At 72.5% G+C, this 25,427-nt stretch carries 20 protein-coding genes; 14 read left to right on the forward strand and 6 right to left on the reverse strand.

Annotation, left to right across the window (positions count from 1 at the left end; all coding sequences use genetic code 11):
- The first annotated feature begins 655 nt into the window (after positions 1-655).
- The 5 genes from LV78_RS26505 to LV78_RS26525 all read left to right on the forward strand — a co-directional run bounded on the left by LV78_RS26505 (position 656) and on the right by LV78_RS26525 (position 6,144).
- On the forward strand, positions 656-1,072 hold the full coding sequence (locus LV78_RS26505; protein ID WP_253848360.1) for a hypothetical protein: 417 nt from the start codon (positions 656-658) through the stop codon (positions 1,070-1,072).
- Positions 1,073-1,087: 15 nt separating this feature from the next.
- A complete protein-coding gene (locus LV78_RS26510; RefSeq protein ID WP_253848361.1) occupies positions 1,088-2,437 on the forward strand; it encodes a hypothetical protein in 1,350 nt (449 codons plus the stop codon).
- A 2,097-nt stretch (positions 2,438-4,534) separates the two neighbouring features.
- Complete coding sequence (locus LV78_RS26515; RefSeq protein WP_253848362.1) at positions 4,535-4,759, forward strand: hypothetical protein; 225 nt, start codon at positions 4,535-4,537, stop codon at positions 4,757-4,759.
- A 490-nt stretch (positions 4,760-5,249) separates the two neighbouring features.
- Positions 5,250-5,579 (forward strand): hypothetical protein, encoded by a 330-nt coding sequence (locus LV78_RS26520; RefSeq protein ID WP_253848363.1) that lies wholly within the window; start codon positions 5,250-5,252, stop codon positions 5,577-5,579.
- Between the two features lie 28 nt (positions 5,580-5,607).
- Complete coding sequence (locus LV78_RS26525; protein ID WP_253848364.1) at positions 5,608-6,144, forward strand: hypothetical protein; 537 nt, start codon at positions 5,608-5,610, stop codon at positions 6,142-6,144.
- Between the two features lie 254 nt (positions 6,145-6,398).
- On the opposite strand, the gene LV78_RS26530 is transcribed toward LV78_RS26525, so the two are convergent.
- Positions 6,399-7,427, reverse strand: a complete 1,029-nt coding sequence (locus tag LV78_RS26530; RefSeq protein ID WP_253848365.1) for an AcrVA2 family anti-CRISPR protein — start codon at positions 7,425-7,427, stop codon at positions 6,399-6,401.
- Between the two features lie 698 nt (positions 7,428-8,125).
- Here LV78_RS26530 and LV78_RS26535 point away from each other — a divergent pair.
- Positions 8,126-8,656, forward strand: coding sequence for a hypothetical protein (locus tag LV78_RS26535; protein WP_253848366.1), 531 nt, complete (start codon positions 8,126-8,128; stop codon positions 8,654-8,656).
- A gap of 609 nt (positions 8,657-9,265) precedes the next feature.
- Here the strand turns inward: LV78_RS26535 and LV78_RS26540 are convergent.
- The 3 genes from LV78_RS26540 to LV78_RS26550 form a co-directional block, all read right to left on the reverse strand.
- Positions 9,266-9,769 (reverse strand): helix-turn-helix transcriptional regulator, encoded by a 504-nt coding sequence (locus LV78_RS26540; protein ID WP_253848367.1) that lies wholly within the window; start codon positions 9,767-9,769, stop codon positions 9,266-9,268.
- A 2,279-nt stretch (positions 9,770-12,048) separates the two neighbouring features.
- Positions 12,049-13,074, reverse strand: coding sequence for an NsdA family TPR-like regulatory protein (locus tag LV78_RS26545; RefSeq protein WP_253848368.1), 1,026 nt, complete (start codon positions 13,072-13,074; stop codon positions 12,049-12,051).
- A 66-nt stretch (positions 13,075-13,140) separates the two neighbouring features.
- On the reverse strand, positions 13,141-14,586 hold the full coding sequence (locus LV78_RS26550; protein WP_253848369.1) for an NsdA family TPR-like regulatory protein: 1,446 nt from the start codon (positions 14,584-14,586) through the stop codon (positions 13,141-13,143).
- Between the two features lie 498 nt (positions 14,587-15,084).
- On the opposite strand from LV78_RS26550, the gene LV78_RS26555 reads away from it, so the two are divergent.
- From LV78_RS26555 to LV78_RS26580, 6 genes are all read left to right on the forward strand, one after another.
- Positions 15,085-16,347, forward strand: coding sequence for a TfuA-like protein (locus tag LV78_RS26555; RefSeq protein WP_253848370.1), 1,263 nt, complete (start codon positions 15,085-15,087; stop codon positions 16,345-16,347).
- Positions 16,337-17,506, forward strand: coding sequence for a YcaO-like family protein (locus LV78_RS26560; RefSeq protein WP_253848371.1), 1,170 nt, complete (start codon positions 16,337-16,339; stop codon positions 17,504-17,506). The genes LV78_RS26555 and LV78_RS26560 overlap by 11 nt, the downstream gene beginning before the upstream one ends.
- Positions 17,503-18,474 carry a class I SAM-dependent methyltransferase gene (locus tag LV78_RS26565; RefSeq protein WP_253848372.1) on the forward strand — a complete coding sequence of 324 codons (972 nt, stop codon included), beginning with the start codon at positions 17,503-17,505 and terminating at the stop codon, positions 18,472-18,474. The genes LV78_RS26560 and LV78_RS26565 overlap by 4 nt, the downstream gene beginning before the upstream one ends.
- Positions 18,471-19,478, forward strand: a complete 1,008-nt coding sequence (locus tag LV78_RS26570) for an NAD(P)H-dependent glycerol-3-phosphate dehydrogenase (RefSeq protein ID WP_253848373.1) — start codon at positions 18,471-18,473, stop codon at positions 19,476-19,478. Before LV78_RS26565 ends, LV78_RS26570 begins: the two co-directional genes overlap by 4 nt.
- Before the next feature lie 64 nt (positions 19,479-19,542).
- Positions 19,543-19,914: a hypothetical protein gene (locus LV78_RS26575; protein WP_253848374.1), complete on the forward strand. Its 372-nt coding sequence runs from the start codon at positions 19,543-19,545 to the stop codon at positions 19,912-19,914.
- The gene (locus tag LV78_RS26580) at positions 19,901-20,752 is read left to right on the forward strand and encodes a hypothetical protein (RefSeq protein ID WP_253848375.1); all 852 of its coding nucleotides are present in this window, start codon (positions 19,901-19,903) and stop codon (positions 20,750-20,752) included. Before LV78_RS26575 ends, LV78_RS26580 begins: the two co-directional genes overlap by 14 nt.
- Here LV78_RS26580 and LV78_RS41765 read toward each other — a convergent pair.
- Positions 20,731-21,207 (reverse strand): NUDIX domain-containing protein, encoded by a 477-nt coding sequence (locus tag LV78_RS41765; RefSeq protein WP_253848376.1) that lies wholly within the window; start codon positions 21,205-21,207, stop codon positions 20,731-20,733. The genes LV78_RS26580 and LV78_RS41765 overlap by 22 nt on opposite strands.
- Positions 21,208-21,887: 680 nt before the next feature.
- Between LV78_RS41765 and LV78_RS26590 the strand changes: the two genes are divergently transcribed.
- Positions 21,888-22,358: a hypothetical protein gene (locus LV78_RS26590; protein ID WP_253848377.1), complete on the forward strand. Its 471-nt coding sequence runs from the start codon at positions 21,888-21,890 to the stop codon at positions 22,356-22,358.
- 51 nt (positions 22,359-22,409) lie between these two features.
- Here the strand turns inward: LV78_RS26590 and LV78_RS26595 are convergent, their stop codons facing one another.
- On the reverse strand, positions 22,410-24,374 hold the full coding sequence (locus LV78_RS26595) for a hypothetical protein (RefSeq protein ID WP_253848378.1): 1,965 nt from the start codon (positions 24,372-24,374) through the stop codon (positions 22,410-22,412).
- Between the two features lie 479 nt (positions 24,375-24,853).
- On the opposite strand from LV78_RS26595, the gene LV78_RS26600 reads away from it, so the two are divergent.
- A complete protein-coding gene (locus LV78_RS26600; RefSeq protein ID WP_253848379.1) occupies positions 24,854-25,405 on the forward strand; it encodes a hypothetical protein in 552 nt (183 codons plus the stop codon).
- Positions 25,406-25,427 lie beyond the last annotated feature (22 nt).

Here is a 25,427-nt window from a genome sequence, read left to right on the forward strand (position 1 = left end):
CCCACAACCACCTCCCGCTCGACATGGGAGGACCAGCCTGGACCGTCAGCCAACCGGGCCGATTAGCGGGTCAACGTTCCGAGATGCAGCACTAGGTGCACCTTGCGTGGCGTTCCTGCAAGGCGGTCTCGTACATCGGCAGTCCGCCGACGACCGACAGGCGCTTGGTGGTAGGGCTGGCGGTCTGTGGCACTCGTCTGCGAAGGCTGTGCCTGGCTGGCATCGGCTTTGTTAGTGGTGTCGAGAGACCGGGTGATCTTCCTGCGGGAGTGATTCTGTTCGTGGTGGGATCCCCCGGCACAGGGGATCCCACCACGTGTGGGCGCTCGTCCGGCCTAGTGGAAGAGGTGCCCGACCGGCATCGAATCGAGGACTCGACCGCCGTGCGCCCACACCTTGGGGTGGGATCAGTAATTGATGCACATGACTCAAACTGGTTTTGGGACGACTCAGAAGCCTCCTGACAAGGCAAAGCGGCAACTGAGCCGCACAGTCGTTGATCAACACACCCGCAAAGCTCACGTGATGCAAGTCACTAAATGGCCTTTTGGGACGACCTAGGTTGGGCAGTTGGCGGCTACGACTGGATGATGTTTGGCGTCGGACCTCTCACGGGGGCACTTCATCGCGTCGGACGGCACATCCGATGCATCCGGTGAAGCGCGACTCTTCGGGTCCGCTGCAGGGCGATAGCTCGTCCGGCCTAGGACGATCTCTTTCAGATCTAATGGAAGCGAAAAAGATGATCACGTTCTCATTGCCTGGACTCACGGGTCCTGGCCGTCCCTGTGGCTCATCGCCGCAGGGCGCCCGTTTAAAGACCAACGGCGCGGTGTGCGTGTTGGTGGTCATCGTGCTTGTGGTGTTGCAGCGCTTCGGCATGGACCCGTTCGCCGCGCTGGGCGTCGTCGGCGCGGCCGGGTGGGTTACCTCCGGACTGGTCCCCAATCTGCTCGGCGCCGATGTGCGGCTGGCGACGACGGGTGCGGTAACTCCCCGTCAGCCTCGGCCTGCAGCGTTGAAGGCCCTGTCGCGGGGCGGGGCGGTCGTGCGACGCCGCCGACGCGTCTGAACGACAATGACCGCGATGTCGACATCACCGGCCTCGCTGCTCGACTCCCGGAAGGCCGTCACCACGGTGGCGGCCTTCCGGGCCGAGCTGCTGCGTCTGCTGCACCGAGGGGGCATCCCCCTCACGGTTACGGAGATGGTCCGGCGTACCGGCCGTTCCGAGACGCTGTTCAAGAACTTTCTGATCAACAGCGGAACGCTGCCGGGCTGGCACGTGGTCGAGGCGGTGCTCATCGCGACCGGCGAGAGCAGCCCTGAGGCCATGCGTGCCTGGGAGAATCTGTGGAGGGCTGTACACCGGACCCATACCGACAAGGCAAGCGAGCTCGCACGCAGCCATGCCACCAGCGGAAAGCCGCGCCCCCCACGCCGACGAGCGACGATGCTCTACGCCGCAAACCCCGCAACGTACGCAACCGACAGCCCTCTGTCCTTCGGCTCACCTGCCCGTCGAACGGCTGATGACGAGGATGTTTCGACAGCGTCATTGGATGGGGTGCGTGACACTCCGCTGAACCGGGCACTGACCGCAGGTACCGAGGCTGATTACGTCGCCGCGCTGCGGCAGTTGCGCGACGTCTCTGGTCTGTCCTACGGCGCGATAGCTCTGAACAGCGAAAGCATCAGCGACGATAACAAAAGCCGGGGCAGGTACAGGACCCCTACGGTGTCCAAGTCCAGTGCCCAGCGCATCGCCACTGGCATACGGCTGCCTCCGAAGTGGACCACCCTCGAGGCGTACCTGCGCGGCTGCAAGATCGAGGGTGATGTCGAGCTGCAACTATGGCGCAATAAATGGCTCCAACTGCGCTCTCTTCCCTCGACTGTGATCCACCAGAGCGATCCCGCTCCCAGTGCCGCAGGGGAAGCAACTCCTGGCCCGGTCTCGGTGCAACCTCCCTCCACACGCCTGTCGCCTGTGGAGAAGCAGCCGCTTGCAACGGCCACGAAGGTTCTCCTCCGGGTCGTGGCCGGCCTCGGTGCGGTCGCCGAGCAGGGCGTGGCCGCGGGCGGTGGTCAGGTGCAGCAGGGCACGCAGGCCAGGAGTGGCCTGGGCGCCTGCGGCGGTGTGGCCGATGCGGGCCAGCCCGACGGCGTGCCGGGCGTGGTCGACGGCCTGCCCGGCGGGCAGACGCTCGCCCTGGGTAATGGTCAGGCGGGCGGTGTGGGGGAGCAGGTTGGCCGCGTAAGCCCGGTCGCCGCCGTGCCGGGCCAGGCCCAGGGCTTGGGCCAGCAGCGAGCACACCCGGCAGGGCAGCTCGGCGTCGTGTCCGGCGCAGGTGGCCAGGCGGATGTTGTCGTGCACGAACGCGGCCACGCGGTCGTGCACGAGCCGGGACCCGTCCTGCTGGTCCACCCGCCGTAGGTGCGCGAGCTCGCCGTCCAGCCATTTCGCGTCCGCCCTCCTGCTCGGCGCCCGTCCGGCTGCGGTGGTTGCGGTGGTGGGATGGGGGCAGGGCGAGCGCGGCGGGCTCGGCGAGCACGGTGGCGGCGAGCGCGCCGCCCCGCAGGAAGTCCCTCCGGTGCATTCTGCCTCTCGGTGGTGTGGGTGTGGTGGCGCGGGTGCGGTGTCAGGCGGTGTGCAGGGCGCAGTGCCCCCGGTGGTCGGTGTGGCGCTCCCGCAGGCCGGTGACCGCCCGTTGCAGGCGGGTGCGCACCCGCGGGGAGGCGGTGCGTCCGATCGAGTCCAATGCGGAGCGGGCCGCGGCGCAGGCGCCGGGGACGTCGTGGGCGCGCAGTCTGGTGTGGGCCAGTTCGGTGGCGAACAGGCGTGGTCGCGGGGTGGCGTGCCTGCCTGGGCGAGGTGGGCGGCCAGGTGGTGTTCGGCGCGGTGGACGCAGCCCTGGGCGAGCCAGGCGCGGTCGACGTTGGCGTCGATGTCGGTGTGGGCACCCCGCATGTGCACCACCCCGTGCGGGGTGCCATCCACCAGCGGATCCGGCCACAGCCGCTCCAGCGTGCGCAGGAACTCCGCCCGGAACCCCGGCGACGCCTGCTGCTGGGGGTAGGCCTCCACGGGGTAGGCGGTGGCGGTGGCGGTGGCCTGCGACAGTGATTCCAGGAACGCCCGGTAGTAGCCCTTGATCAACCCGCCCACGCCCCTTCGCCCAGCGCGTGCAAGTAGGTGTGCTGGTAGGCGTGGTGGGTTCTCCGGGGCCAGCACCACCTCGTGCGGAACGCTGTCCAACGCGGCCAACCGCACCGAGGTCTCCACCGAGAACTCCTTACGGGCGGCCCTGACCAGTAGAAATCCCGCAGTCTGCACCAGGTGATCGGCTGTACCTGTCGGACGGGCGGTGAATATGGACAAGCGTTCCTCGCCGGGGGCACGAGACCGAGGGAAGCTCGACGCCACACCACTGGTGGGTGAGGACGGCAGACAGGCTGTCGGGCGCAGCCTCGCCACAGGGCCGTGACCGGTCGACCCCTGGGTGCTGCGAACAGGGGCTGGCCACATCCCGGCCCTTGACGCTCAGCGTCGAGGTACTGGCCCTATCTCGGGCTGCTTGTACCGAGCGGCTTCAGGGCAACCGACCTCGGCGGCCTCCGAAAACGGGCTGCTGTGCCGTCCCTCCACTGTGCGGCGTCGGGCGCGGGCATCGACGAAGACGCAACGGGAAGGATCTCTGCCTCCAGGGGCAGGTTCAGACGTCACCGGTCGCGTACGACGACGCCCCGTAGGGCCCTGCCAGGTGCGGTACGCGTCGACGTCGACAAACAGGCAGGTGCCCGGCTAGGGACAGGGCTGGTGGGCCCGGCAACCACCGGGTGCAGGCGACAGGGGCCAGCGGGAGCGGATCGCGTTCACGGACGGCAGCACGTCGGTCGGTCCGGTCGATCCCGGAGCACTGCGCCGAAACTGTCGCATCACACCCCATGTGAACGGCCACGCGATCGGGTACCGCGCCACTTGCTACGACGGCCATCGTGTTGGGGGCCGCGATCCTCCACACGATGATGAACTCCTGTGTGTGCATTACCGTCTACTTCTAGTTGCCCCACGCCGTTGGCGGTAAGTTCCTGCATGTTCTAACGCTGGATCTCGCGGTTCTTCTTCCGGCTGTTGACGGTCACGATCCTCGGTTTCGCGAATTCGCTATCCGGGAAAGTCGTGGCTACATAACCCCAGTTCAGGCTAGTTGCACGGAGGGGGTGACACTTTCGGGTGGTCTTGTGTCGACGATTTTCGGCAGAACGTGGCCGCTTCTCCCGGCCGGGTTGTCACGCTGCCTCGGATATGGGCTAAGGTGTTCCCTGTCGCGATTGGAGTGAGCGTCGAGAACCCCTGAAGGCGGAGTTGACGCCCGATCCGGCCCCATGTGTCGCCGCGCCCCTTGCGCAAGCAAGGGCTGGTAACAGGGCTGGGCTGGTGCGGCGCAAGCCGTGTCCGCCCGTACTGGATGGACACCTTGAGCGAGCCCACGTCACCAGGACAAGGGCCCAATGCCCAAGGGGATATGTGATGACCCGCTCCGAAAGCGGTACGGACGACACACCCGATGATCGACCGGAGAAGGACGGCAGGTGGGAACGACGCTTCGCCGAGGCCCGACCGCTGGTCGTTTTCGTCGTCGAGGGTGTGCTGCTCCTGATGGAGAACGACCCGGTGGCCGACGAGTTCCTGTCGGCCACCGGGCTGCTCTCCTTGCTGGTCCGTGTACTTCTGCACTTCGCTGACCGCGGGTGAGGTACAGGACCGGTTGTTAAGAGACGGATGGGCGGGACCCGCAGGTGTTGGCGCACCTATGGTGCCTGCTCATCCTGCCGGGGTAAACCGTAGCACGGTGCTACGGTTTACCCCGGCCGTCGCACTGGCCTCGTAGACGTGAAACCGCTGATCACAGCCCTTTGGCCCCCGTTCGTGGGGATCGTGGCCGCCTTTCCGTGTCGAGGTCGAGGCCATGGGCAACCCCCTGGTTCCGCTTCCAGTCCCCCTGCTGTCTCGCGTCGCAGGATTTCTCCCGGATGGCTGCAGCGGTGACCGCATCACGGCGTTGAACGACGGGTCCGCTCCCAGGACCGTCGCCCCGACGGTGTCGAAGAGGGCGGTGGGCGGGCGGTGTCGCTGAGGTCGGTGCTCGACTGCGTGGACGCGGCCCGGCGGCAACTGCAGCGGCGCGTGAGCACGCCGGGCTCTGCGGCGAGCTGGCGGCGGAGTTTTCCGGACCCTCATCGGCGTGCTGGCCGGGACCGCAACCGAGGACGAGCTCGCGCTGCTGCACCACACCCGCACCGGGTTCGGGGACGAGCTCGCCGAGCTGTGCAGTGCTGCCGACACCGCGCAGCGGCTGCTCGAGAACTGGGTGCGCATCCTCGACCCGCTGGCCGCCTTACCCGGCGATCATGCCCTTGCCCCAACGGGTGCATCGTCCGCAGCACCGCCTGGGCATGCCACCGATCACCGCAGCGCCCAGGTCGCGTGTCGCCGATGCCGCGCTCCCGCGCGGTGGCGTCCGTTCGGGTACGGCACCACCGGGGAGCCCTGGGAACGGTCGAGACCTTGCTAGACCGGGCTCTCCCGCATGCGACCAGTGGATGGAGAGCGACACCGCCATGACCCTGTCCGACAAGGCCGCCCGCCCCGACAAGCCCCGCCGCGGCGAGGGCGTGCGCGAGGCCGCGCGGCGGCTGACGGTCCTGCTGTTCCCGTTCCTGCCCGGCCCGGCGCGCCTGGGCGCGGCCGCGCTGGCCGTGGCGACGATCGTGGCCACCGCGCTGGCCTGGGCGGGCGCCCTGGGCGGGGCAGGGATCTCCTCGGGGCTGACCCGCCCGGTGCCGGTGTTCGCTGCGCTGACGCTCACCGGCGCCACGATCGCCGCGGCCTGCCTGCCCCGCTACGCCTACCACTGGTGCCAGGCCCGCAACTGGCCGGACGGCCCCGCTGTGACGTTCCTCGTCGTGGGCGCGCACGTGTTCCTGCTCGCCCTGCAGAACGCCCTGCTGAACCGGGCGGCCGAGGGCAGCGCCGTCCTGGCCGGGGTCTCGGCGGTGGGCGCGCTGCTGTGGGTGGTGCACGAGGCGCTGCGGGCGTACGCGATCCACCAGCGCACCGGCCACGACACCCCCGACTGACCGCCGCCCGCCCCCGCCGGGGGTTGGTGGTCGTTCGGGTGGTCGGGACGCAGGCCCGGCGTGTCGGGGGGCGAGCACGCCGGACCTGCCGTCACCACGAAGATCGACGCGACACCGTCCGCGCGTTACGGTCCCTCCCGCGCTGGCGGGGCCGGGCCCGTTCCTGCGGTGATGGGACCTGCGGCAGGGCCGCGGTAGGCGCACCGACCACGTGCGGCGGACGCCCTCCGGCGGGTGGCACGCCGATCCGGGGCTTAGTCGGCAGTGACGGGGATGACCGTGATGGCGGTGTCGGTGTCGAGCAGTTCCCGGTGGGTCCAGTAGGGCAGCACGAACGCCACGTCGGGCACCTCCCGGCCGGGACCGGTCCACACCGTCTTGAAGTGGCAGCGGCGGTGCTGGGGCGACTGCGCCGGGCCGGTGCCCGACGTGGGACCGCGCCGCTCACGCTCGGCGAGGGCGCGGGTCAGGGCCGGGCCCAGCCGCCAGCCCACCCTGACCATGCGGGGCCGGGCGTCCTTCCGGGCCCGTACGGACTTCGCCTTACCGGTCTTGCGTGAGCGGGCGCCGACCTCCTCCAGGTCGGGGGTGCGGCTGCACAGGTAGAGCAGCACGTTCAACGCCAGCCCGGTCATCGTGGTGACCCACTCCGAGCGCCGATCCCGTGACAGCGGGGCCGACCTCGGGTCGACCTGGTAGGTGCGCAGCGTCGCCTCGGTGGCCTCGGCGATGGTGAACCGGCCCACCGCCGGTACCGAGATCTTGGTGAGGTCGACGTCGACCACCCCGCCGCGCGAGTCCAGGATCTCGCAGACGGCCATGATCCCCAGCGACCGCAGCGCCGGATCGTGCGTGCCGCACAGCCGCCGCCCCTGCTCACCCGGCGCCTGGGTGCCGCCGTAGAGGTGGAAGCCGAGCACGCGCGCCGGCTCGCCGGTGGGCGCGGTGACCGGGATCGGCGCGGGGAACACGACCAGCGGGTTGGCGTAGGGCAGGCGGGCGAACACCGCGCCGGAGAACCGCTCCGAGGTCGATGCGGTGATCTGCGCGGTCAACTCCGGGTGCATCGAGCACACCACCCGCCCGTCCCGACGCCACCGCAGCGCCACCGCAGCGCTGCCGCAGGCCTGCTGCAGCCGGTCGCCCACGGGAAGCGCGGGCAGCTCCCCGCAGGCCAGGGCGGTCACCTGCGGCCACAGCTGCGCCTCCCGTAACCGCTGCTCCTGGCCGTCCAGGGCCCTGACCACGCGCTCGGCCACGAGGATGTCCTGCGATCCCAGCATCCCGCTCTCCCCCTGTCGCACTGCTCGGAATAGCCCGTGCCCGCCGTCCGGGCGGTCGTGCCCGACGCGCGCCCGACAGGGGCTGGGACCGGTGCCAGGCGGCGGTCGCCACGACGCACGATCCGCACCCCCATCGGGGGACGGGAGGTCGCCGTTTCACGGCGTCCTCGCTGTCACCCGATCGTGTTGACGTGCGGGGGCGGACGGGGCGTCGCCAGCTGGCGCGCCCAGGGCCGCGGACGTCTTCTACGAGGCCGGGCCGGTGTCGCGCTCGAGGTCGGCAACGACGCGCCCCCGCCCGCGCGTAATGGCCTCCCCCTGGTCGACAGGGTCCGGGCCCGCCCCTCGCGTCGGCGGGCTCAGGAGGGCTGTCCGTTGGTGGCGGCCGGGCCTGCGTCGGGCACGACGGCCCGGCCGCCGCTGGCTGCAGGACGCGGCCGACACCGCCTGACACCTCGCGGTGACCGTCCAGGCCGACCGGCAACGACGCTGACCACCAGCACCAGGCCGTCCCCGGTGGCCTGCCTGCGGCCACCGGGAGACGGCTCTGACGGGTGGGCTCGCCCGCCTTCGTGGACGCCCCGGACGACCCGATGGCCGTGGCGCGCCAGAATAGGGGCGAAATCGTTTTCGCGCAGGTGGGCGGGCGAATCGTAGGGGCGTATGATCCGCCCGCCGCTACCGCCCGAGGAGTGTTCATGTCCACCGCTGCGCCTACCGCCGTCGACCCCGTCCGCGCCGAAACGGATGCCCGCGCCTGGTGGGACGCCCTCGGCGCCCCACCAGCACCGCTGGTGGACGAGGCGGGGGCGCGGGTGGTGCTCGCGCCGGGCGAGCGGCTGACCCGCATCACCCGCCACGCCCGCCTGCTGGTGATCAGCGACCGCCTCGCCATCGCCGTCGCCGCCCTGCTGGCCGGACACGGCGTGCACGCAGTGGTCGCCCGCGCCCACACCGAGACCGCGACCGCCCAGCCCGGCGAGGGCCAGGAGGCCGACGAGGCGGTGGCGCACGAGCAGCGCATCGCGGCCCGGCGGGCGATGTGCCTGCGCGCGGGCGAAGTGCTCGTGCCGATCGTCCCCGGCTCCACCACACTGCGCCTCTACCCCGCCACAACCGAGGAACTGCTCACCGACCCGCTGCGCGAGGTGCAGATCCCGGCGGAGCAGGGAGGCTGGGTCCCCGCCCCGGCCCTGGCCGCCGCCCTCGCCCCCGAACTCGCGCACTGACCCCGAACGTCCCCGGTCCGATGGTCACCGACCGCCGGACCGGGAACGTGGATGCCTGGGCTGCGGTCGCTTCCTGGCCCACCAGCGCGCGGCCTGCACCGACCCGCCCGTCACACCACGCACGACATTCCCGGTCTGCTTGGTTCCCTCGGTCTCGGGCAGCACTGCCGGTCTGCGGCGCCGCAGGCCGGGAACAACCGCAGGAACGCCATGGGATCGCCCCGAACACTCGCGAGCACGCTCTGCTGCCTCGCGCTCGCCCTGTCCTGTCACGGTGTGGCCATCGCAACGCCGTCGGCCCGCCAGGCGCACACGTACGCGACCTGGAACACGCTCGGCACCCACACCGAGGGACAGGTCAAGTGGGACCGGGAGGACGCGGCCGAGCCCGGCGTGCTGACCCTGGTCAAGGAACACGACATCGTGGCCCTGCAGGAGGCGGGATCTTTGGCCTTCGTCGACAGTCGTCACGACGGCGCTGTACGCGTCGCCGCCTTAGCATCCGACTTCAGCGCGGCCAGCGGTGAGTCGCGGCGACATCCTGAACCTGTTGTTGCTGGTCCAACGGGATTATCGAGCGTTTTCCCATCGCTTCGGGAAGGTTCGGCGCTAACCGGCAGGTCCCTTGGGACGGCAGCGTGGGCAGGGCACGAGCGCTCCGCTGTCGTCCTCGACGTAGCGCTCGTGTGGCGCCGGGCCGTCGCAACTGCCACACCATTCAGGCCAGTCGGCACCCGCAGGTTGCCGCGCGTGCCAAGGCCCCGGCTGAGGCGATCGAGTTGGCGTTGCCCTGCGGACGGCCTGCGGTGCAGGTGTGCTGCGGGACCATGGTGTCTGTTGCGGGACGGGTTTCGGGAATCGAAGGACGGCGTATCTGTTGCGCCGCCGTCCGCCGCCCTGCTCGATCGCGATGTCGCCGCGGCTGTGCAGTCTTTTGAGTCGACGTTGCACCGTGCGCTCGTCGAGCCTGGTCTTGCGGGCCAGATCCGCCACCGACGGCCAGGCGTTGCTTCCCTGATCGTCGGCGGCGTCGGCGATGGCCAACAACAGCAGCAGGTCCGTACCCGCGACCTCGGCGTGCTCCCACACCCAGGTCATCACGCGAATGCTCATGCGACCTCACCGGGACGTCGCGCCGCCAGCGGATCCACCGTCATTCTGCGGCACGCATTCCGCCATCGTCATCGACTCGATTCGAGCACACAGGGGACGCCACACGGCCGTCTTCATCGCGAAATTGAGTCGCTCTGACCCGATCATCCGATTTACCGCCCCCCGGTTGGCCACGCTCGGGCATCGTCACACCGACCACGACGGAAGTCAAATTTTCCAAGGAATGAAATGCGCGACCGACTCGGCAAATCACGCCGGCATTTCGAGGAATGAAACCAGGACCATAGCGCCGCGGCATGCCTGATGGATCGGGACATCCCGCCTTGATCGTCGGTTGTCCACACCCCCGGCAGATTGCCGCCCCCGGCAGGTTGCCACCGGTGTCACGGCTGTGCCGGGGCTGGGGTGGCACAGCCGCGCCACTCCAGCCCCGGCACAGCTGTGCCGCCCGTTACGTCCTATCCCGCCCTATCCCGTAGGCCCGGCTGGCACCGTGGACCGCTGAGAGCGCCTCTCCGGTGGCGCCGCGCACGACCGTGCCCGGGATCGCTGGGCACGGTCGACCTGCCCGGCAAAGCCGGGCACCGCGCACGGTTGGCCGTTACCGCCGTAGCGCTCCATCGGCGGCCGTGTTCACCGCGGCACCACCTGATCGAACCGAAAATCCCGAGGCGGGCCCGAATGGCCACAACCAACCCCAATAGATGCATTCCACGACCATCACAGGTCGGCATTCGAGCGAGCCCTCTCAGGCAACACGGAAAGTTCGTGTATTACCACTTCAACAAGTGCACTGTTCACTCAGATGAGTTCGCGTGCCGAAAGGTGTCACGACGCGAACCGGAACAGTCGCCCAACGGCGCGTGTGTGTCGATCCGCATCAGGATCGACACACAGGGCCGGAAAGGCCCATACCTGATATAGGCTGCCTGTGATCGAGGACGCGACAGTATGCGCGTGATCGCAGGCACCGATGGGGGCAAGTGCCTGCGCGGCGTCCACCATCACCCTGTCCTGTAGGGCAGCATCGCAGGTCGTGGCTGGGATGCGTTCCGACTCCGCCAGCAACTCGACCGCGATTTCGAGGTATCCTTGGGTCGCTGCCGCGACTGCGGCACGGGCCACTATCGACGCATGCTCGTCCTGGCCGCGCTGCGCGGCGAGTTGCCGGACACGAGCGTAGTCGCCACTTCCGGCGACGGACCCGGCCAAGGTGCTCCCCCGTCGCGTGTGACGAAGTAATCGTCGAGAGTTGTCGCGATCGACTCCGCTGTTTCGGGCATCCCGACTTTTCCGCCGTTGTCGCGACGACGGCCTGGGTGTATCGAGGTCCGCCGAAGTCGCAGCCAGCGAGTTCGGCCGTCTCGCGTGCACCTGCGATCGACGCGATCGCGCCGGGACGATCGCCGACTGCGCACTGCGCTTCGCCCAGAGCTGCAAGAGCCCCGAGCACGTTCGACAGCGATCGTCACGGTCCGGGTTTCGGCGCGGGCCTGGTCGAGCAGATCGGCTGCCGTGTCGTCTGCCCCGCCGAGGACGGCGACGCGGGCGATGGACGCCGTCAACGTTGCCCGTGCGCCCGGTTGCTCGATCGTGAGAGCGAGGTCCCCGGCACCCTTGATGCTCCGGCGTCCGCCAGAGCCGAAGCCACGGTGCGCAGGGCGGTGACCTGATGACCGGGAACAGCCACCGAGCGCACGAGGTCGCGGGCATGCTGGAGGCTTCCTCGGCGGATGGCCGCTGCGATCGACGCCTGCGCCGCTGCCTCACCCCAGAGGATGCCCGTCGCGTACAACTGGTGCACCGCGGCGGGGTCGAGGCCGATCTCGACGGCGCCGTGAGTCACCACCTTCAGCGCCCCGGACCGGTCGCTGTCGTAGCTGATGGAGCAGGCGACGTCTTCGATTGGCTCTTTACAGCCGCAGGCGCGTGGCGAGACGCGAAGGGTTTCTTCTCCTCCGGTTCGTAGTAGCCCACAAGGTCTTGCCTGGTCACGATGCCCTGGGGTAGTGGTGAACGCGTGTGCGCCGGGGTTGGGAGTCGCTCTGGGGCGTAGCGCATAAGAGGGGGATGTCCCTGCGTCAGGGCTGCGGGCTGGGCTCTTGCTCCTCCTGATCGGATGGGGCAGGAGAGCCGGTGCGGCGGGGTGGCGGGTTGTGCGCGCATAAGAAGGGGACGGGCGGCGGGGCGGAGGCGGTCGTTGCGCATAAGAGGGGGATGCGCGCGTTCCTGCCCCTCGCCCCCGCAAGCACCCTGTGGCTTGGGCGAGGTCGGTTGGTTCAGGCGAGGTGGCGGTCCAGTTCCTGCACTGCCTTGTTGACCTGCGGTGTCGGTGTGGCGACCAGTTGGGTGCGCAGCGCTGCCAGCAGGCCCAGGGTGCGGGTGGAGTGGACCTCGGGCAGGCGGCGCAGCGCGCGGCGGACCTCTTCGGCGGCCTGTTCGGGTTCGCTGGCACGGGCGTGGGCCAGGCCGAGCCAGGCGCCGTGACACAGGGCGGAACGCTGGTGCACGTCGTGGTCGTCGGTGTAGGCGCGCGGGGACAGCAGCGGGACGGCCCTCGCCAGGAGGGTTGCGGTGTCGGGGCGGTGGGTGCGCCCGAGGGCGACCAGGCCGCGTCCGGCGATCGCGTCGATCTCGACGTCGTCGACGTAGTCGGCCCAGTCGGGCGCGGGTTCGTCGGCCTCCAGCAGCGCGTGGGCCTGCTCGTGGGCGGTCAGGGCTGCGTGGGTGTCGCCGGCGGCGGCGTGGGCCAGGCCGCCGCGGGCCCGGACCAGGGCGCGCACGAGGCCCGGCGCGGTGCGGGCGGCCCGGTCGGCGGCCTGGGCCAGTGCGAGGGCGGTGGGGTGGTCGCCGCGGGCGGTGGCCTGGTTGGACATCAGGGCGAGCACGCTGGCGGCCAGGGCGTGGTCCTGGGCGGCGTGGGCGGCGCGGTGGGCGATGAGGTACCAGCGTCGGGCGGGGCCGTCGTGGGCGTCGTCGTGGGCCATGAACCCGGCGGTCTGGGCGAGTTGGGCGAGCGCGGTGTGGAGACGGCGGGCCTGGTGCAGGTCGTAGGAGGTGGTGTCGAGCAGGTGCAGCAGCGTGGTGATCTGGTCGCCGACCCAGGTCAGGGCGGCCCCGCCGCCGTGCCGTTCATCCAGGTGGCGGGCGGTGGTGGCCGCGTGTTCCACCGCGTCGAGCAGGTCGGGGGTCAGGCGGCCGTGCTCGCTGGCCTGGCGGGCGATCGGGCCGGTGATGCCTTCGCCGGTCGCGGCGTGCAGCAGGACGGCGCCGGAGGCCGCGAGCAGGGTGCGTCGGGTGGGCACGGGTGACCTCCGGGAGCCGGGTGGGCGGATCGGGGTTCCTCGGGCGCGGTCTTCGCCGGCGCGCGTCTACCTGGTGGGTGGTAGTGCTGCGCGCAGGGCGTCGCGGGCCTGGCGGGCGGCGGTGTGGCCGTGCAGGTGGTGGGTGTCGAGGTCGGTGGCGAGGGCGTGCAGGACCCGGTGGTTCCAGGTGGAGCGGATGCCGGTGATGTGGGGAATCAGGGACCTGGTGGTGGCCAGGGCGGGGTCGAGTCGGTCTTGGCGCAGGTAGGAGCGGGCGAGCCAGGCACCGTGGAGCAGCCCGTCGCGATCCGCGGTGTGTTCGGCGTGGGATCCGAGCCAGCCGCTGAGGAGCGGGGTGGCCTGGGTGAGTAGTTCGGTGCGGCGGCGGTCGGGGGTGTGGTCGGCGAATCCGGCGGTGATCAGGTTTTGGCCGGTGACCACGCGCAGGTTCGTCATCCAGTACAGCCACGGCGGGCGGGTGGTGAGCGCGTCGGGGTGCTCGAGGTGGGTGTGGACCTCGTCGGTGGAGCGGTGCAGGCCGTGCAGGTCGCCGAGGGCGGCGTGGACGTGGGCGTGGCGGGCTGCGGCCAACGCCTTGGTGGCCGGTGGGGCGGTGCGGGCGGTGGTGATGGCGGCGTTGGCCATCGCGAGGGCGTCGCGGAGTCGGTCGCGGGCGATGGCCTGGTAGGCCAGGCAGCCGTAGAGGTGCGAGCCCAGGGCGGGGTCGGCGGCGTGGTGGGCGGCGCGCAGTCCGGTGAGAAAGTAGCGCTGGGCCAGGCCGTGGTGGCCGGCGTCCATGGCCATCCAGCCGACGGTGGCGGCCATCTGCGCCCACAGGTGCACGGTGCGCCTGCGGGTGGCGGTGTCGGTGTAGTGGTCGCGGCGCACGTGGTCGGCCAGGAGCGCGAACTGGGCGCGGGCGTGGGGCAGGGCGCCGCCGCCCTCGTCGTCGTCCAGGTCGCGCAGGTTCGTGACCGTGCCGGCGAAGAAGTCGGCGAGCGCGGGGGTGACGCGCTCGGCGTCCGCCGGGCCGGGCGGCGTGACCGGGGTGCTGGCGGCGGGTGGGGGTGGGGTGGTGTCGGCGAAGGCGGCGCTGATGAGGGCGGGGCCGCTGATGGCCAGGAGGGTCCTGCGGCTGAGGTTCATCTCGTCCCCGTTCCGGCCTGCCCACTGTGCCGCCGTCTCCACGGTAGCCCTGGGGGCGTGCGGTGGGGGCAGGCCCGCGTCGGCGCGGGTCCAGGTGGGTGAGGGGCGGGCGCGCGGTCCCCACAGGTCGGCCGCATCGAGGGGGCGGCCGGTGGCCTCGGCGAGCAGGTGCGCGGTGACGGTGGGCAGCGGGTCGTGGGGTAATCGGCCGTGGCCGATCCACCCGACGACGGTGGAGCGGGCCACCTGCCGCGCGCCCAGCAGCGTGTTGAGTTCCCTGGCCAGGCGGCCCGGCGTCCAGCCCAACTCGTCCAGGCAGGCGGCCAGGCGCTCGTTGCGCCCGCCCCGTGTCCCCGTCCCCGTCATCGCCCACCCCCTCTCCCCGGTTGTGACAGAACGTAGCGGCTTCGGGGTGTGTGAAGGGGGCCGATCGCGCCGTGGGGGTGTCGACTTCGGCGGGCCGCCCCGGAAGTCGACACCCCCGCCCGCCGCACCCGTCCGGTTCGACACCCTCACCTGCGGGTTCGTCACCACTCACCACCTCGGGAGGGTGGCCGGGGCGTGGGGGTGGGCGGTGGACTGGGGACCAGGCGGCGCCGGTCGGCGCCGACCCAGGTTCCCGAGGAGAAACGAGGAGATGAGCATGGAGTTGACGTCGAAGTCCGACAACGTCCTCGGCCTGCTGCCGATCACGCCCGCCGACGGTGCGCAGTACGCGTCCGACTCGGCGATGGCCGAGGACGTCGAGCAGGACGAGCCGTAGGCCGGTAGCGCACATCGGCTCGGAGGCCGCCCCGCCCCGCCGGGTGAACCGCGAGGGTGGGGCGGCCCTCGCCCGCCACGTCGACCGTGTGGAGGCATCGCGTGCACCACGTGTTCGTCGGACCGACGCTGGAGCGGTCCCACCCGTTGCTGGCCGCGCCCGGTGTGCGCGTGCTGCCCCCGGCCCGGCACGGCGACCTGTTCGACCCGGAGATCGGCCCCGGCGACACGGTGGTGCTGATCGACGGGGTGTACCACCAGCAGCCCGCCGTGCGGCACAAGGAGATCCTGGCTGTGCTGGGCCGGGGTGTGCGCGTGGTGGGGGCGGCCAGCATCGGCGCGTTGCGCGCCGCCGAGCTGGCGCCCTTCGGGATGGTGGGGGTGGGCGAGGTGTTTGCCGCCTACGCCGCCGGGGACCTGGTCGGCGACGACGAGGTCGCCGTCGGGCAGGCACCGGATGGTGACTGGCAGGCGTTGACCTGGCCGCTGGTGAACCTGCGCCGGGTGCTGGAGTTGGCGTGTACGCGCGGGGTGCTCGACACCGCGCGGGCCGCCGCGCTGCTGGCGGCTTGGCGGGCGGTGTACTACCCGCAGCGCACCACCGCCGCCGTGCGGGCCGTGTGCCGCAGGCACGGGGAGCAGGGGTTCGCCGACTGGCTGGCGCGCCAGCGTGCACGGAACCGGCATTTCGGTGACCTCAAGCGCGCCGACGCGCTGCTGGCCCTGCGCACCGCCCTGGACGACCGCGTCCCGCGCCCGGAGCCCGCCCTCGTCCCGCGGGCCTGGGACAGCCCCTATTACCGGGTCTGGTCCAACGCCTTCGCCCGCGACCGGGTCGACGGGGTGGAGCTGCCCACCGCGGACCGGCTGCTCTACCAGCAGCTGTTCGACCCCGATTTCCCGGTCCGGTGGGGCGCCTACCTGGAGCACCTGAGCACCACCCACGGCGACGACGGTGAGCCGGGTGTCGCACTGGCCGTGCGGCTGGAGCGTGCCGGATGCTCGGGCCTGGCCGCCGACGTGGTGTTCACGCCGCCGCTGGACCTGCGCCGCGAGGACACGGTGCGGCTGCTGCTTGCCGGGGAGAGCGCGCAGGACCGGACCGCGCTGGCCCGCCACCTCAAGGTCCTGGACCAGGCCGCGCGCGCCGAACCGGGTTTCTGGTTTTCCGGGGCGTGGGAGCGGCGGGCCCGCGAGGTGCTGCCCGCGCTGTGGCGCTGCGGCGAACACGAACTCGACACCGCGGCTGCCGCGCGCGGCCTGGGCACCGGGGAGCGGGCCGTGCGGGCGGCGCGGCGCCTGGTGCCCGGCCTGCTGCACGACCTGTCCGCCCGACGCGAGGAGGTGGCCCACCGTGGCCGGTGAGACGGCGATCGGCGACGACCCGGTGCTGGCGTTGCCGGGCGCCGAGCGCGCCCGCACCCCGCAGGAGAGCTGGGACCTGCTGGAGCCCCGGCTGGGCGACTACGGCATCACGCGCGTGGCGCGGCTGACCGGCCTGGACAGCCTGGGCCTGCCGGTGTGGACCGCGGTGCGCCCGGCGGCGACGACCCTGTCCACCTCCCAGGGCAAGGGGATCACCGACCTGCTGGCCAAGGTGTCGGCGGTGGCCGAGGCGATCGAGCTGTGGCACGTCGAACAACCCCCGCCGGTGTTCGCGCGCGGCCCGGCACGCGAGATCGCCCCCGACTGCCCGCTGGCCGCGCTGCCGCTGCGCCGCGACCTACCTGGGCAGGTACTGGCCGGGGTGGTGTGGGACTGGATGGCCGGGGTCGGGTTGTGCGACGGGCAGGCGGTGCTGCTGCCGGTGGACCTGGTGCGCCGCCGCACAGCGCGCCCGGCGTGGACGCCGGACCTGCTGCGCGCCACCAGCACCGGCCTTGCCTGCGGCTCAAGCCGCGAGGAGGCGCTGCTGCACGCCCTGTACGAGGTCGTCGAACGCGACGTGCTGCACCGCGACACCCTCACCCGTGCCGCCGCCCGCACCCCCGTCGACCTGAATACCGTGCCCGCCGGGCCGGGGCGGGAGGTGCTCGACCTGATCGCCGCCGCGCGGTTCTCGGTGGAGGCGAGCGCGGTGACGGGCCCGTACAGGCTGCCGGTGGTCCTGGCGTGCCTGTGGTCGGAGGACCACCCGGCGCTCTTCGCCGGCGCGGGCTGCCACGGCGACCCGCAGATCGCGCTGACCAGGGCGTTGACCGAGGCCGCGCAGTCGCGGCTGACCGTGCTGGCCGGCACCCGCGACGACCTGCCCGGCGACTACGGCCCGCTCGACGCCCCCACCCGGCCGACCCCGCCCGCGGTGCCGGGCGCGCGGGTGGACTGGGCGCGGGCCATCGGCGGGTGCGATCCGCCGCGGGGTGGGTTCGCCGCGCGGGTGGGCGAGGTGGCAGAGCGGGTGCGCGCGGTCACCGGCCACCAGCCGGTGGCGCTGGACCTGACACTGCCCGGCGAGCCGGTGCACACCGTCCAGGTCATCTGCCCCGGCACCCGCTCACGAGTCACCAGGACGGTCCCCCGATGACCGCCGACCACGCCCACCACCCGCGCGGGCGCGGCGACGACCCGCCACCCACGACCAGGGGATTTACGGAGAAGTCGCAGGTAGGCGGTGTCGCCGCACCCGTCGCCACACCCGTCGACGTGGCGGCGCGCGCTCGGGCGTTCGACCGGCTGCACGGCGCGCGTGCCCGCACCGGCCTGGTCGCCGAGCTCTACGCCGAGGCGATGGGCCGGGACCACCCGCACGAAGTGGACGCTGCGAGCTCGTGCGACTGGCCGCTGCTGGGTCTGTTGGTCGCCCGGCTGCGGATGCGGCCCGGCGGGCTTTTGGTCGACGCCGGGTGCGGCACCGGCGGCATCGGCCTGTGGCTGGCCCGCGCCCTGGGCGCGCGTCTGCTCGGGCTGGACCTGTCCCCGGTCGCAGTAGCCGCCGCGACCACACGCCGCACCGCGTTCGGCCTGGGCGAGGCGGCCGGGTTCCGTGTCGCGGACCTGCGCTCCACCGGCCTGGACGACGGCTGCGCCCAGGCGGTGGTGTGCGTGGACGCTCTCGGCGCCACCGGCGATCGGGCGGCGGCGTTGCGCGAGCTGGCCAGGCTGCTCGCCCCCGGCGCCAGGCTGGTCGTCACCAGGGCCACCCGCCACGACAGCGCCCCCGACTGGGCCCGCCAGGCCGAGCAGGTGGGACTGGTGCTGGAGCAGGTGGACGAACGGCCCGGCGAGCCTGCGATGTGGCAGCGCCTGTACCGGTCGTGGATCGCCGCCGAGCCCCGGTTGCGTACCGCACTCGGTGACGAGGCGGCCGAGGCGATGCTCACCGAGGCCCGCCGCACCCTGCCCCGCCTGCCCGGCCGCCGCGCGGTCCTGCTCACCCTGCACCACCCGCTCGGGGCGTCATTGCAGGTCGGGCAGGTGGGCGCGGCTAGAATCGCCCCGCCGGTCCACCGCTCCGACCACCGGCATCCACACGGTGAGAGGAACTGCACGTGAACCGGCCAGTGCGTGCGGCGGTGCTCTCCGCCGGGTCGTGGGGCACCGCGATGTCCAAGATCCTGGGCGATGCCGGGACCGACGTCGTCCTGCACGCCCGCCGCCCCGCGGTGGCCGAGGCGATCAACCTCGGCCGCCACAACCCCTCCTACTTCCCGGACGTGGTCCTGCCCGACCGGGTGCGCGCCACCACCGACCCGGCCGACGCGCTGGACGGGGCGGATCTGCTGGTGCTGTCCATCCCCACCCAGCACCTGCGCGAGAACCTGGCCGCCTGGAAGCCGCTGCTGCCGCCGGAGGTGGTCGTGGTGTCGCTGATGAAGGGCATCGAGCTGTCCACCGGGCTGCGGGCCAGCCAGGTCATCTCCGAGACGACCGGTCTGCCCGCCGACCGGGTCGCGGTGATCTCCGGCCCGAACCTGGCCCGCGAGCTGGTCGACGAACAGCCCGCCGCCACCGCCGTCGCCTGCCCGGACGAGACCGTGGCCCGCTATGTGCAGGCCGCGATCCACGGCCCCTATTTCCGCCCCTACACCAGCACCGACGTGCTGGGTGCGGAGATCAGCGGGGCGATGAAGAACGTCATCGCCCTGGCCGTGGGCATCGCCACCGGGCAGGGCATGGGCCACAACACCGCCGCGCTGCTGATCACCCGCGGCCTGGCCGAGACCACCCGACTGGCCACGGCCCTGGGCGCAGCCCCTGCCACCCTGGCCGGCCTGGCAGGGCTCGGGGACCTGGTGGCCACCTGCACCTCGCCGCTCTCGCGCAACCGCACCTTCGGCCAGCACCTCGGCCGCGGCCTGAGCCCCGAGCAGGCCGCGATCGCCACCCGCCAGACCACCGAGGGCGTCAAGACCGCCCGCGCCGTGCTCGACCTCGCCCACGCGCACGGCGTCGACCTGCCGATCACCGCCACGGTGGTCGCCCTGCTCGACGGGCACCTCACCGCGCCCCAGGCCGCCCACGCGCTGATGGGACGCCCCACCCGCCCGGAACGCTGAGACCCCGCGCCACCCCCGCCCCGCCCGAGTACCGCATCCTCCGAGACCGGGAGGTCGCTTCGCCATGCCCTCACCCGCGCCACCGACGCTCCAACTCGTGCTGACCGCGGCCGTGGCCGCCTGGATGCTCGGCGGGTTCCTGCCCGGCCGGTCCCGGTGGACGCGCTGGGCGCGGTGGACGATGTTCTGCCGCTCCACCTTCACCCTGACCACCCTCACCGGCCACCGCCGCGACAACGGCCGGGTCGAGCCGGTCAACGTCTACGCCCACCTGCCCGAGGGCACCGTCGCCCTGCACCCCACCCGATTACAGGCCCTGCTGACCCACCTGACCAGCACGACCGGCCCCTACGAGCGCGTCGACGGCCACGGCCGCGTCCTCTCGGGCGCGGGCGAGCGGCCCATCGAGGTCAGGGACAGCCGTGTGGTGGGTTGAGGCGCTGGCCGCCGGGTTCGACCACCCCGTGCGCACCGGCCGGGTGCAACTGTTCCGCCTGGTCTTCGGCACCGTCCTGGCCCTCCGCTTCGCCCTGGCCCTGGGGTGGGGCGGGTGGAGCAGGCTCGTCCCCGGCTCGCTGGAGGCCGGGCTGGTGCAGCGCAGGCTCGGACCCGTACGGGCCCGGCTGCTGCTCGTGTCGTACCGGCCGATGCTCCTGGCGCGCCTGGCCGCCGCGCTCGCCCTCGCCACCGGACTGGCCCCGAAGGCGGCGCTGGTGGTGGCGATGGCCGGGCTGGCCATGGAGACCGGCTACCTGCGCGCCCCGGCCGCCGTGCGCTACAGCCTGCTGCTCGGCGCCTGCCTGCTGACGGCGGGCGACCTCGGCCACAGCCCGCTCCCCTCCCCCGGCACCGGGACGGCGAACACGTGGGCACAGTGCCTGATCGTGCTGGTCACCACCGACCTGTACTGGAACTCCGCCTACCAGAAGATCTGCTCGCCCCAGTTCCGCAGCGGCCTGCTCCTGGCCCAGACCTTCCACGTCCACCGCGAGGTCGCGCACCTGCTGCCCCCACACCAGAACCTCATCCCCACCCTGGTCCTACGCCACGCGGGCGGGTTGGGCGAACGCGACGTTCGACTGTGGCGCGCGGCCTCGATGGCCGCGATCGTCGTGGAGATCGCGCTGCCCCCGGCGCTATTGCTGCCCCAGACCGCGCCCTGGGCGGTGGCGGCCGGGGTCGTGATGCACGCGGTGTTCACCTGCCTCAAACCCCGCCACATGATCACCTTCACCGGGATCACCCTCGGCTCCTACCTCGCGTTCACGCCCTGATCTGGCAGCGCGGCGGCGTCCACGCCGAGCACCAGCGCGTTGCGCACCACGAACTCCGCCAGTCCCACCGGGCGCAAGTCCAGGCCCTCCAGCCCGTCCAGCGGCACCACGTCCGGCTCGAACAGCCCGTAGGAGGGGTGGGTGGGCTCGTCGCCGGTGCGCGCGGCGAAATCCATCGTGACCAGCCGGGCCAGGTGGACGTGCGCCACGCACGCCCCGCCCTCGGTCGGGTCGGTGGCCAGCCACACCTGCTCGCCCACCACGGCGACCGCGCCCAACTCCTCGAGAAGCTCGCGCGCCACGGTGGCGCGGTGGTCGGCGTCGCCCGGCTCGACCCCGCCCCCGGCGAGCACCCAGTACGGGGCCTGGCCGGGGCGGGTCCGGCGGATCAGCACCAGGCGCCCGTCGGCGTCGAACAGCAGCGCCCGCGCCGAGCGGCGCACGATGTCGGTCACCGCGGCAGGGTAGCGACGAGCAACCCTTACGGGTGGGGCGGCCGCTCCCGCACCCGTAGTCCACGGCCAGCCGGTCGAGGGTGGTGCTTCCGTGCAGGCGCGGCTGGCCGGGATGCCCGCGTTGGCCGCATCGCCGGTCGCCTCCGCAGCGCACGCCGCCGGACGCGCGGCGGCACCGGAGCACACAGCCGGGCCGGCCAGGCGCACGGGCGGACACGACAGCGAAGCCTCCAGCTCCCCCGGCACCAGGGTGAGCAGGTCCAACGCGAGTCGGGTCTCACGCCACCGCACGGCCGTGTCGTCGCGGTCGCCCCGGCGCGGGGCCAGGTCCAACACCGGCACCCTGGACCGGAGGACCGGAGGACCGGGCCAAAGGGCGGGGTCGGTACCACCGTCACCAGGGCCTGGTCGGTGACCGGCAGAGGCAAGCGCACCACCGGCAACACCTCCGCGGCGCGCGCCGCGACGTCGCCCGCAGCGGCGGGCCGGGCCCGCCGCATCAGCGGCAGCACCGGCGCGACGAGCGCGATCCGCGCCCACCCGGCGCCCGCTGGGAGCGCGGCCCCGATCGGCCGCGTCGGCATCGTGACCACTCCGACCGACCGACCCGGCCGTCGCGAGGGCGGCGCCGGCGGCGCTCGAGCGGGCCAGGGCCACAAGGCCGCAGTAGCCCGTCACCGGTGCGCCACGCCGCCTGCTGTCGGGCAGACCTCGCGCGTGCGCCGCAGGGAAGGGGTTGCGGCCGCGCTGGTCCCCTCGATCTCGACCGCGCCCTCGCCCGCGCCCTCGATCTCGATTCCGCACGTACTCGAGCCCGAACTCTCCCCAGCCGGATCGACGACGTGGTGTCACAGGTTCGAATCGACTACATCAATGCCCTGGCGGCCGATCGGGCCACAAAGGGCCTGGACGAGAATGATCATCTGAAAGCGGTCGAGCTCATGGAAGCGGTCGCGGACGTGACGGACGCCGACCTGGAGGACGTCGACCTGGAGGGCGTGCCGTTAGAGGGGGTTCGCTGTTCCAGCACGACCCGCTGGCCACCGGCCTGGCGCGACCGGGTGTGGAACAACTCGCCCCGGATCGGACCCGACCTGTGGATGATCGGCCCCTGGACCCAGGGAATGGACCACTACGTCATGACTAGTTAAGGTGCCGCAGGGCACGTGCAGGCCACTGCAGGGCGTAGGGCCTTGTGGGTCTCACGTCCTGGAGTTCGTGAGGTGTTTTCCCAGGTAGCCCACGTAGATTGTGCCGGTGCGCGTGGGCGCGGTGTCGTCGTGCAGGTGAAGACGCGGGTGTCCTTCCCGGTCGCCGATGCGGACGTGTTCGAGCATCAGCACCATCTTCTGCGTGTCGTCCTCGTCGGGGACCGGGAACAGGCGCTCGGCGCGCCAGGCGGGGTTGTCGAGCACGGTGCGGGACTCGGTGGGGGCGTGGATCGTGCGGGGGTAGCGGCGTCCGGGCCAGCGTTCGGGCCGCTCGAGGTAGGCGTGCAGGTTCGCCGGGGCCTGCCCGTCGGCGGCGGCCCGGAGCCCGGCGTAGTCGTACAGCGCCACCAGCACGCTCCAGGCGCGGCGCAGCCACGGCGGCCGCGCCGCCAGGGTCGCGGTGCTCTCCTCCAGCAGGGGGGACAGCCACACCCGCTCGCCCAGCCGCTCGCGCCCCTCACGCAGCAGGTCCCGCCAGGTGGTGAACACCGGCTCCAGCTCCGGGCCCAGGCCCGGCCCGGACGACACGGCGGTGTCGCCGCGCTCGTGTGCCCGCGCGGTCAGGTACTCGATCCGGCGCAGCGCCGCGTCCAACTCGGCGCCCAGGGCGTCGACGTCAGTGTGCGCGGCGTCGCGTTCGGCCTCCGCCCGCTCGGCGCGCCCGCGCAGCAGCAACCGTTCCTCGCGCCAGGCGGCGACGTCCGGTGAGGGGCGACCGGCCTGTCGGGCCCGTGCGTCCGCGAGCGCGCGCACCAGCAGTTCCCGTCGCCGCGCCAGGTTGTCCCGCTGGGCACGTACCTGAGCGGTCTCGGCCCGCTGCCGCTCCAGGCGGTCGGTCAGGTCGGCCAGCCACCCGTGCCCGTGCTCCCGGCCCTCCTGCGGCGCGGCCCCATCCTCATCGCCGGGCTCGTCCCTCCCGCGAGCCCGGTCCGCGACAAGGTTGTCGAGGACGCCGTGCCCGCGCCGCTCGCTCTTCTCGGGTGTGGGGGCCGCGGGGAGGCCGCCGAAGAGGTCTTGCCGCCACCGCGTGCCCGTGCCCGCCCACGCGCGGAGCTCGTCCCGGTCCGGGCTCCGCATCCCCTGCGGGGTGTCCACCGGGAAGGGGTGGTGCAGCACGGCGGTCATCTCCTCCAGCAGGTCGGGCGCGTGCGCGTGCCCGGTCTCGTCGAACGCGTCCAGCCGCTTGCGCTGGAGCAGCAGGATCGCCTCGCCGAGCGCGACCGTCCAGGAGAGGTCGGCGCGCGGGTCTGAGGGGATCCGGATCGTCGCGCCGGCCCGCAACCCCTGTCCGTCGTGGTAGAGGCCGCGCGCGCTGCCCACGACCAGCCTGGCGGTCGAGGGCAGCGCGCGGTTGAGCCTGTGCAGGGCACCGCCGTGGACGGCGACGACGCTCACCACGCCCTGCAGACGCGAGGCGATCTCCGGAAAGAACCCGCCGGAGCACAGCTCGGCGCGGCTGCCCGGTTTGAGGGCGAGCAGCAGCACCGCGGCGGCGCGATCCGAGGCCAGCCGCCGCACCAGCTCCTGCCCCTCGTCCCCCTCGAACACGGTGATCCCGGTGTAGCCCAGGCCCGCGACGGCGTCGACGACCTTGAGACCGGCCAGGCCATAGTCCCGGTACGGGGCCCCGTGCCGCAGGACGTCCCACCGGGCCCCGGACGACGGGCAGGCCAGCACCGACAGCCGCCACCACCGGCCGGGACCCGCGCACGGTTCCGGGCGCACGTCCACCACCGTGCGCACCGCGACGGCGTGCCCCTGCCCGCGGGGGCACCCCCACCAGCGGTGGGCGTCCGGGGCGCCGGGCACCCTGGTGTGGGCGAGCACCTGCGTGCCGCGGTCCTCGGCGGCCAACAGGGACGCGACCCGCTCGGGCAGGTCCGGCTCCGGCGAGACCCCCGTGCTCCACCACCGCGCCCCGGCATCGCGGGGGACGACGACGTCGGTGTCGGGCATGAAAATCCTCCCCTGTCACCCTGATGGGCATCGCGCGTGCGGCATGTCGTGTGTCGGCAGTGGAAAGCGGCCAGGTTACAGTCGCCACCTGCGGCCGGACGCGCACGCCGCCCACCGAGGTCGACCCAGCCCGCGCCCGGCAGGCCCCATCGGTCAAGGTCTCTAGGGGCCCGCGTCCCCTGGTTCCGCCGTGCCGCGGACAGGCGCGGGATGTCCGGGAAAGCACGAGCGATGCCCCGCAAGCAGAGCACCGCCACCCGCAGGGCCCGCGCCCTAACACGCGCGGGCACCCACCGCTACACCGACGCCCTGCGCCGAAGCGGCGCCCCGCCCGTGGCGGCGCGCAAGAGCGTCTGGGACCAAGGCGCGGCCGACGCCGCGCTGGCGCGCGCGTTGCGCCGGGCCGGGCTGGTCGAGGACGCCGAGCACCTGCAATCGGTGGTGGACTACGAGGCGCCCGACGACCTGTCTGCGACCGGGTGGGCCTCCAGTACGAGGGGGATGTGCTGTCCGCGGTGGCGAACGCGCTGGCCGCCGTCGCCACCCGGCCCGGCGTGCGGTTCCTGGCCTCGGCCGTGGCCGACGTGATCGACAACCGGAACCTGGGGTTCGCCGCCGACACGGTGCGCTACATGACCGTGGAGGACGTGGACGGGCACCGGGCGGCCCCGGCGGCCTGGCAGGCCAGGCGGGCGCTGTGGGCACTGCGCGCGGCCAGCCAGGTCCCCCGCGGCGGGGACCACGAGTGGCACGCCTGCATGGCTCTGCTCTGCCGGGTCGGTAAGCACGCCGCGCAGGCCGCTCAGTGCCCGGACCGGCACCGCTGCCGGGTGCGGATAGAACCCGCGCCACCGGCACAGTGGCGCGCGCTGCTGCGCGAGCGGTACCCGGACCGGCCGGAACTGCACCACCCGCCGCTGGACACCCAGGTCATTCACTGCACCGGGTGCGGCGAACTGCGCGCCACCACCCCCGGACAGGACCACGACCCCTGGCAGGGGCACGCGGACACCCCTGCGGAGGCGCACTGAACCGCTGGCGCCTGTCACCGCC

Source organism: Actinosynnema pretiosum, assembly GCF_024171695.1.
Taxonomy (GTDB): domain Bacteria; phylum Actinomycetota; class Actinomycetes; order Mycobacteriales; family Pseudonocardiaceae; genus Actinosynnema; species Actinosynnema pretiosum.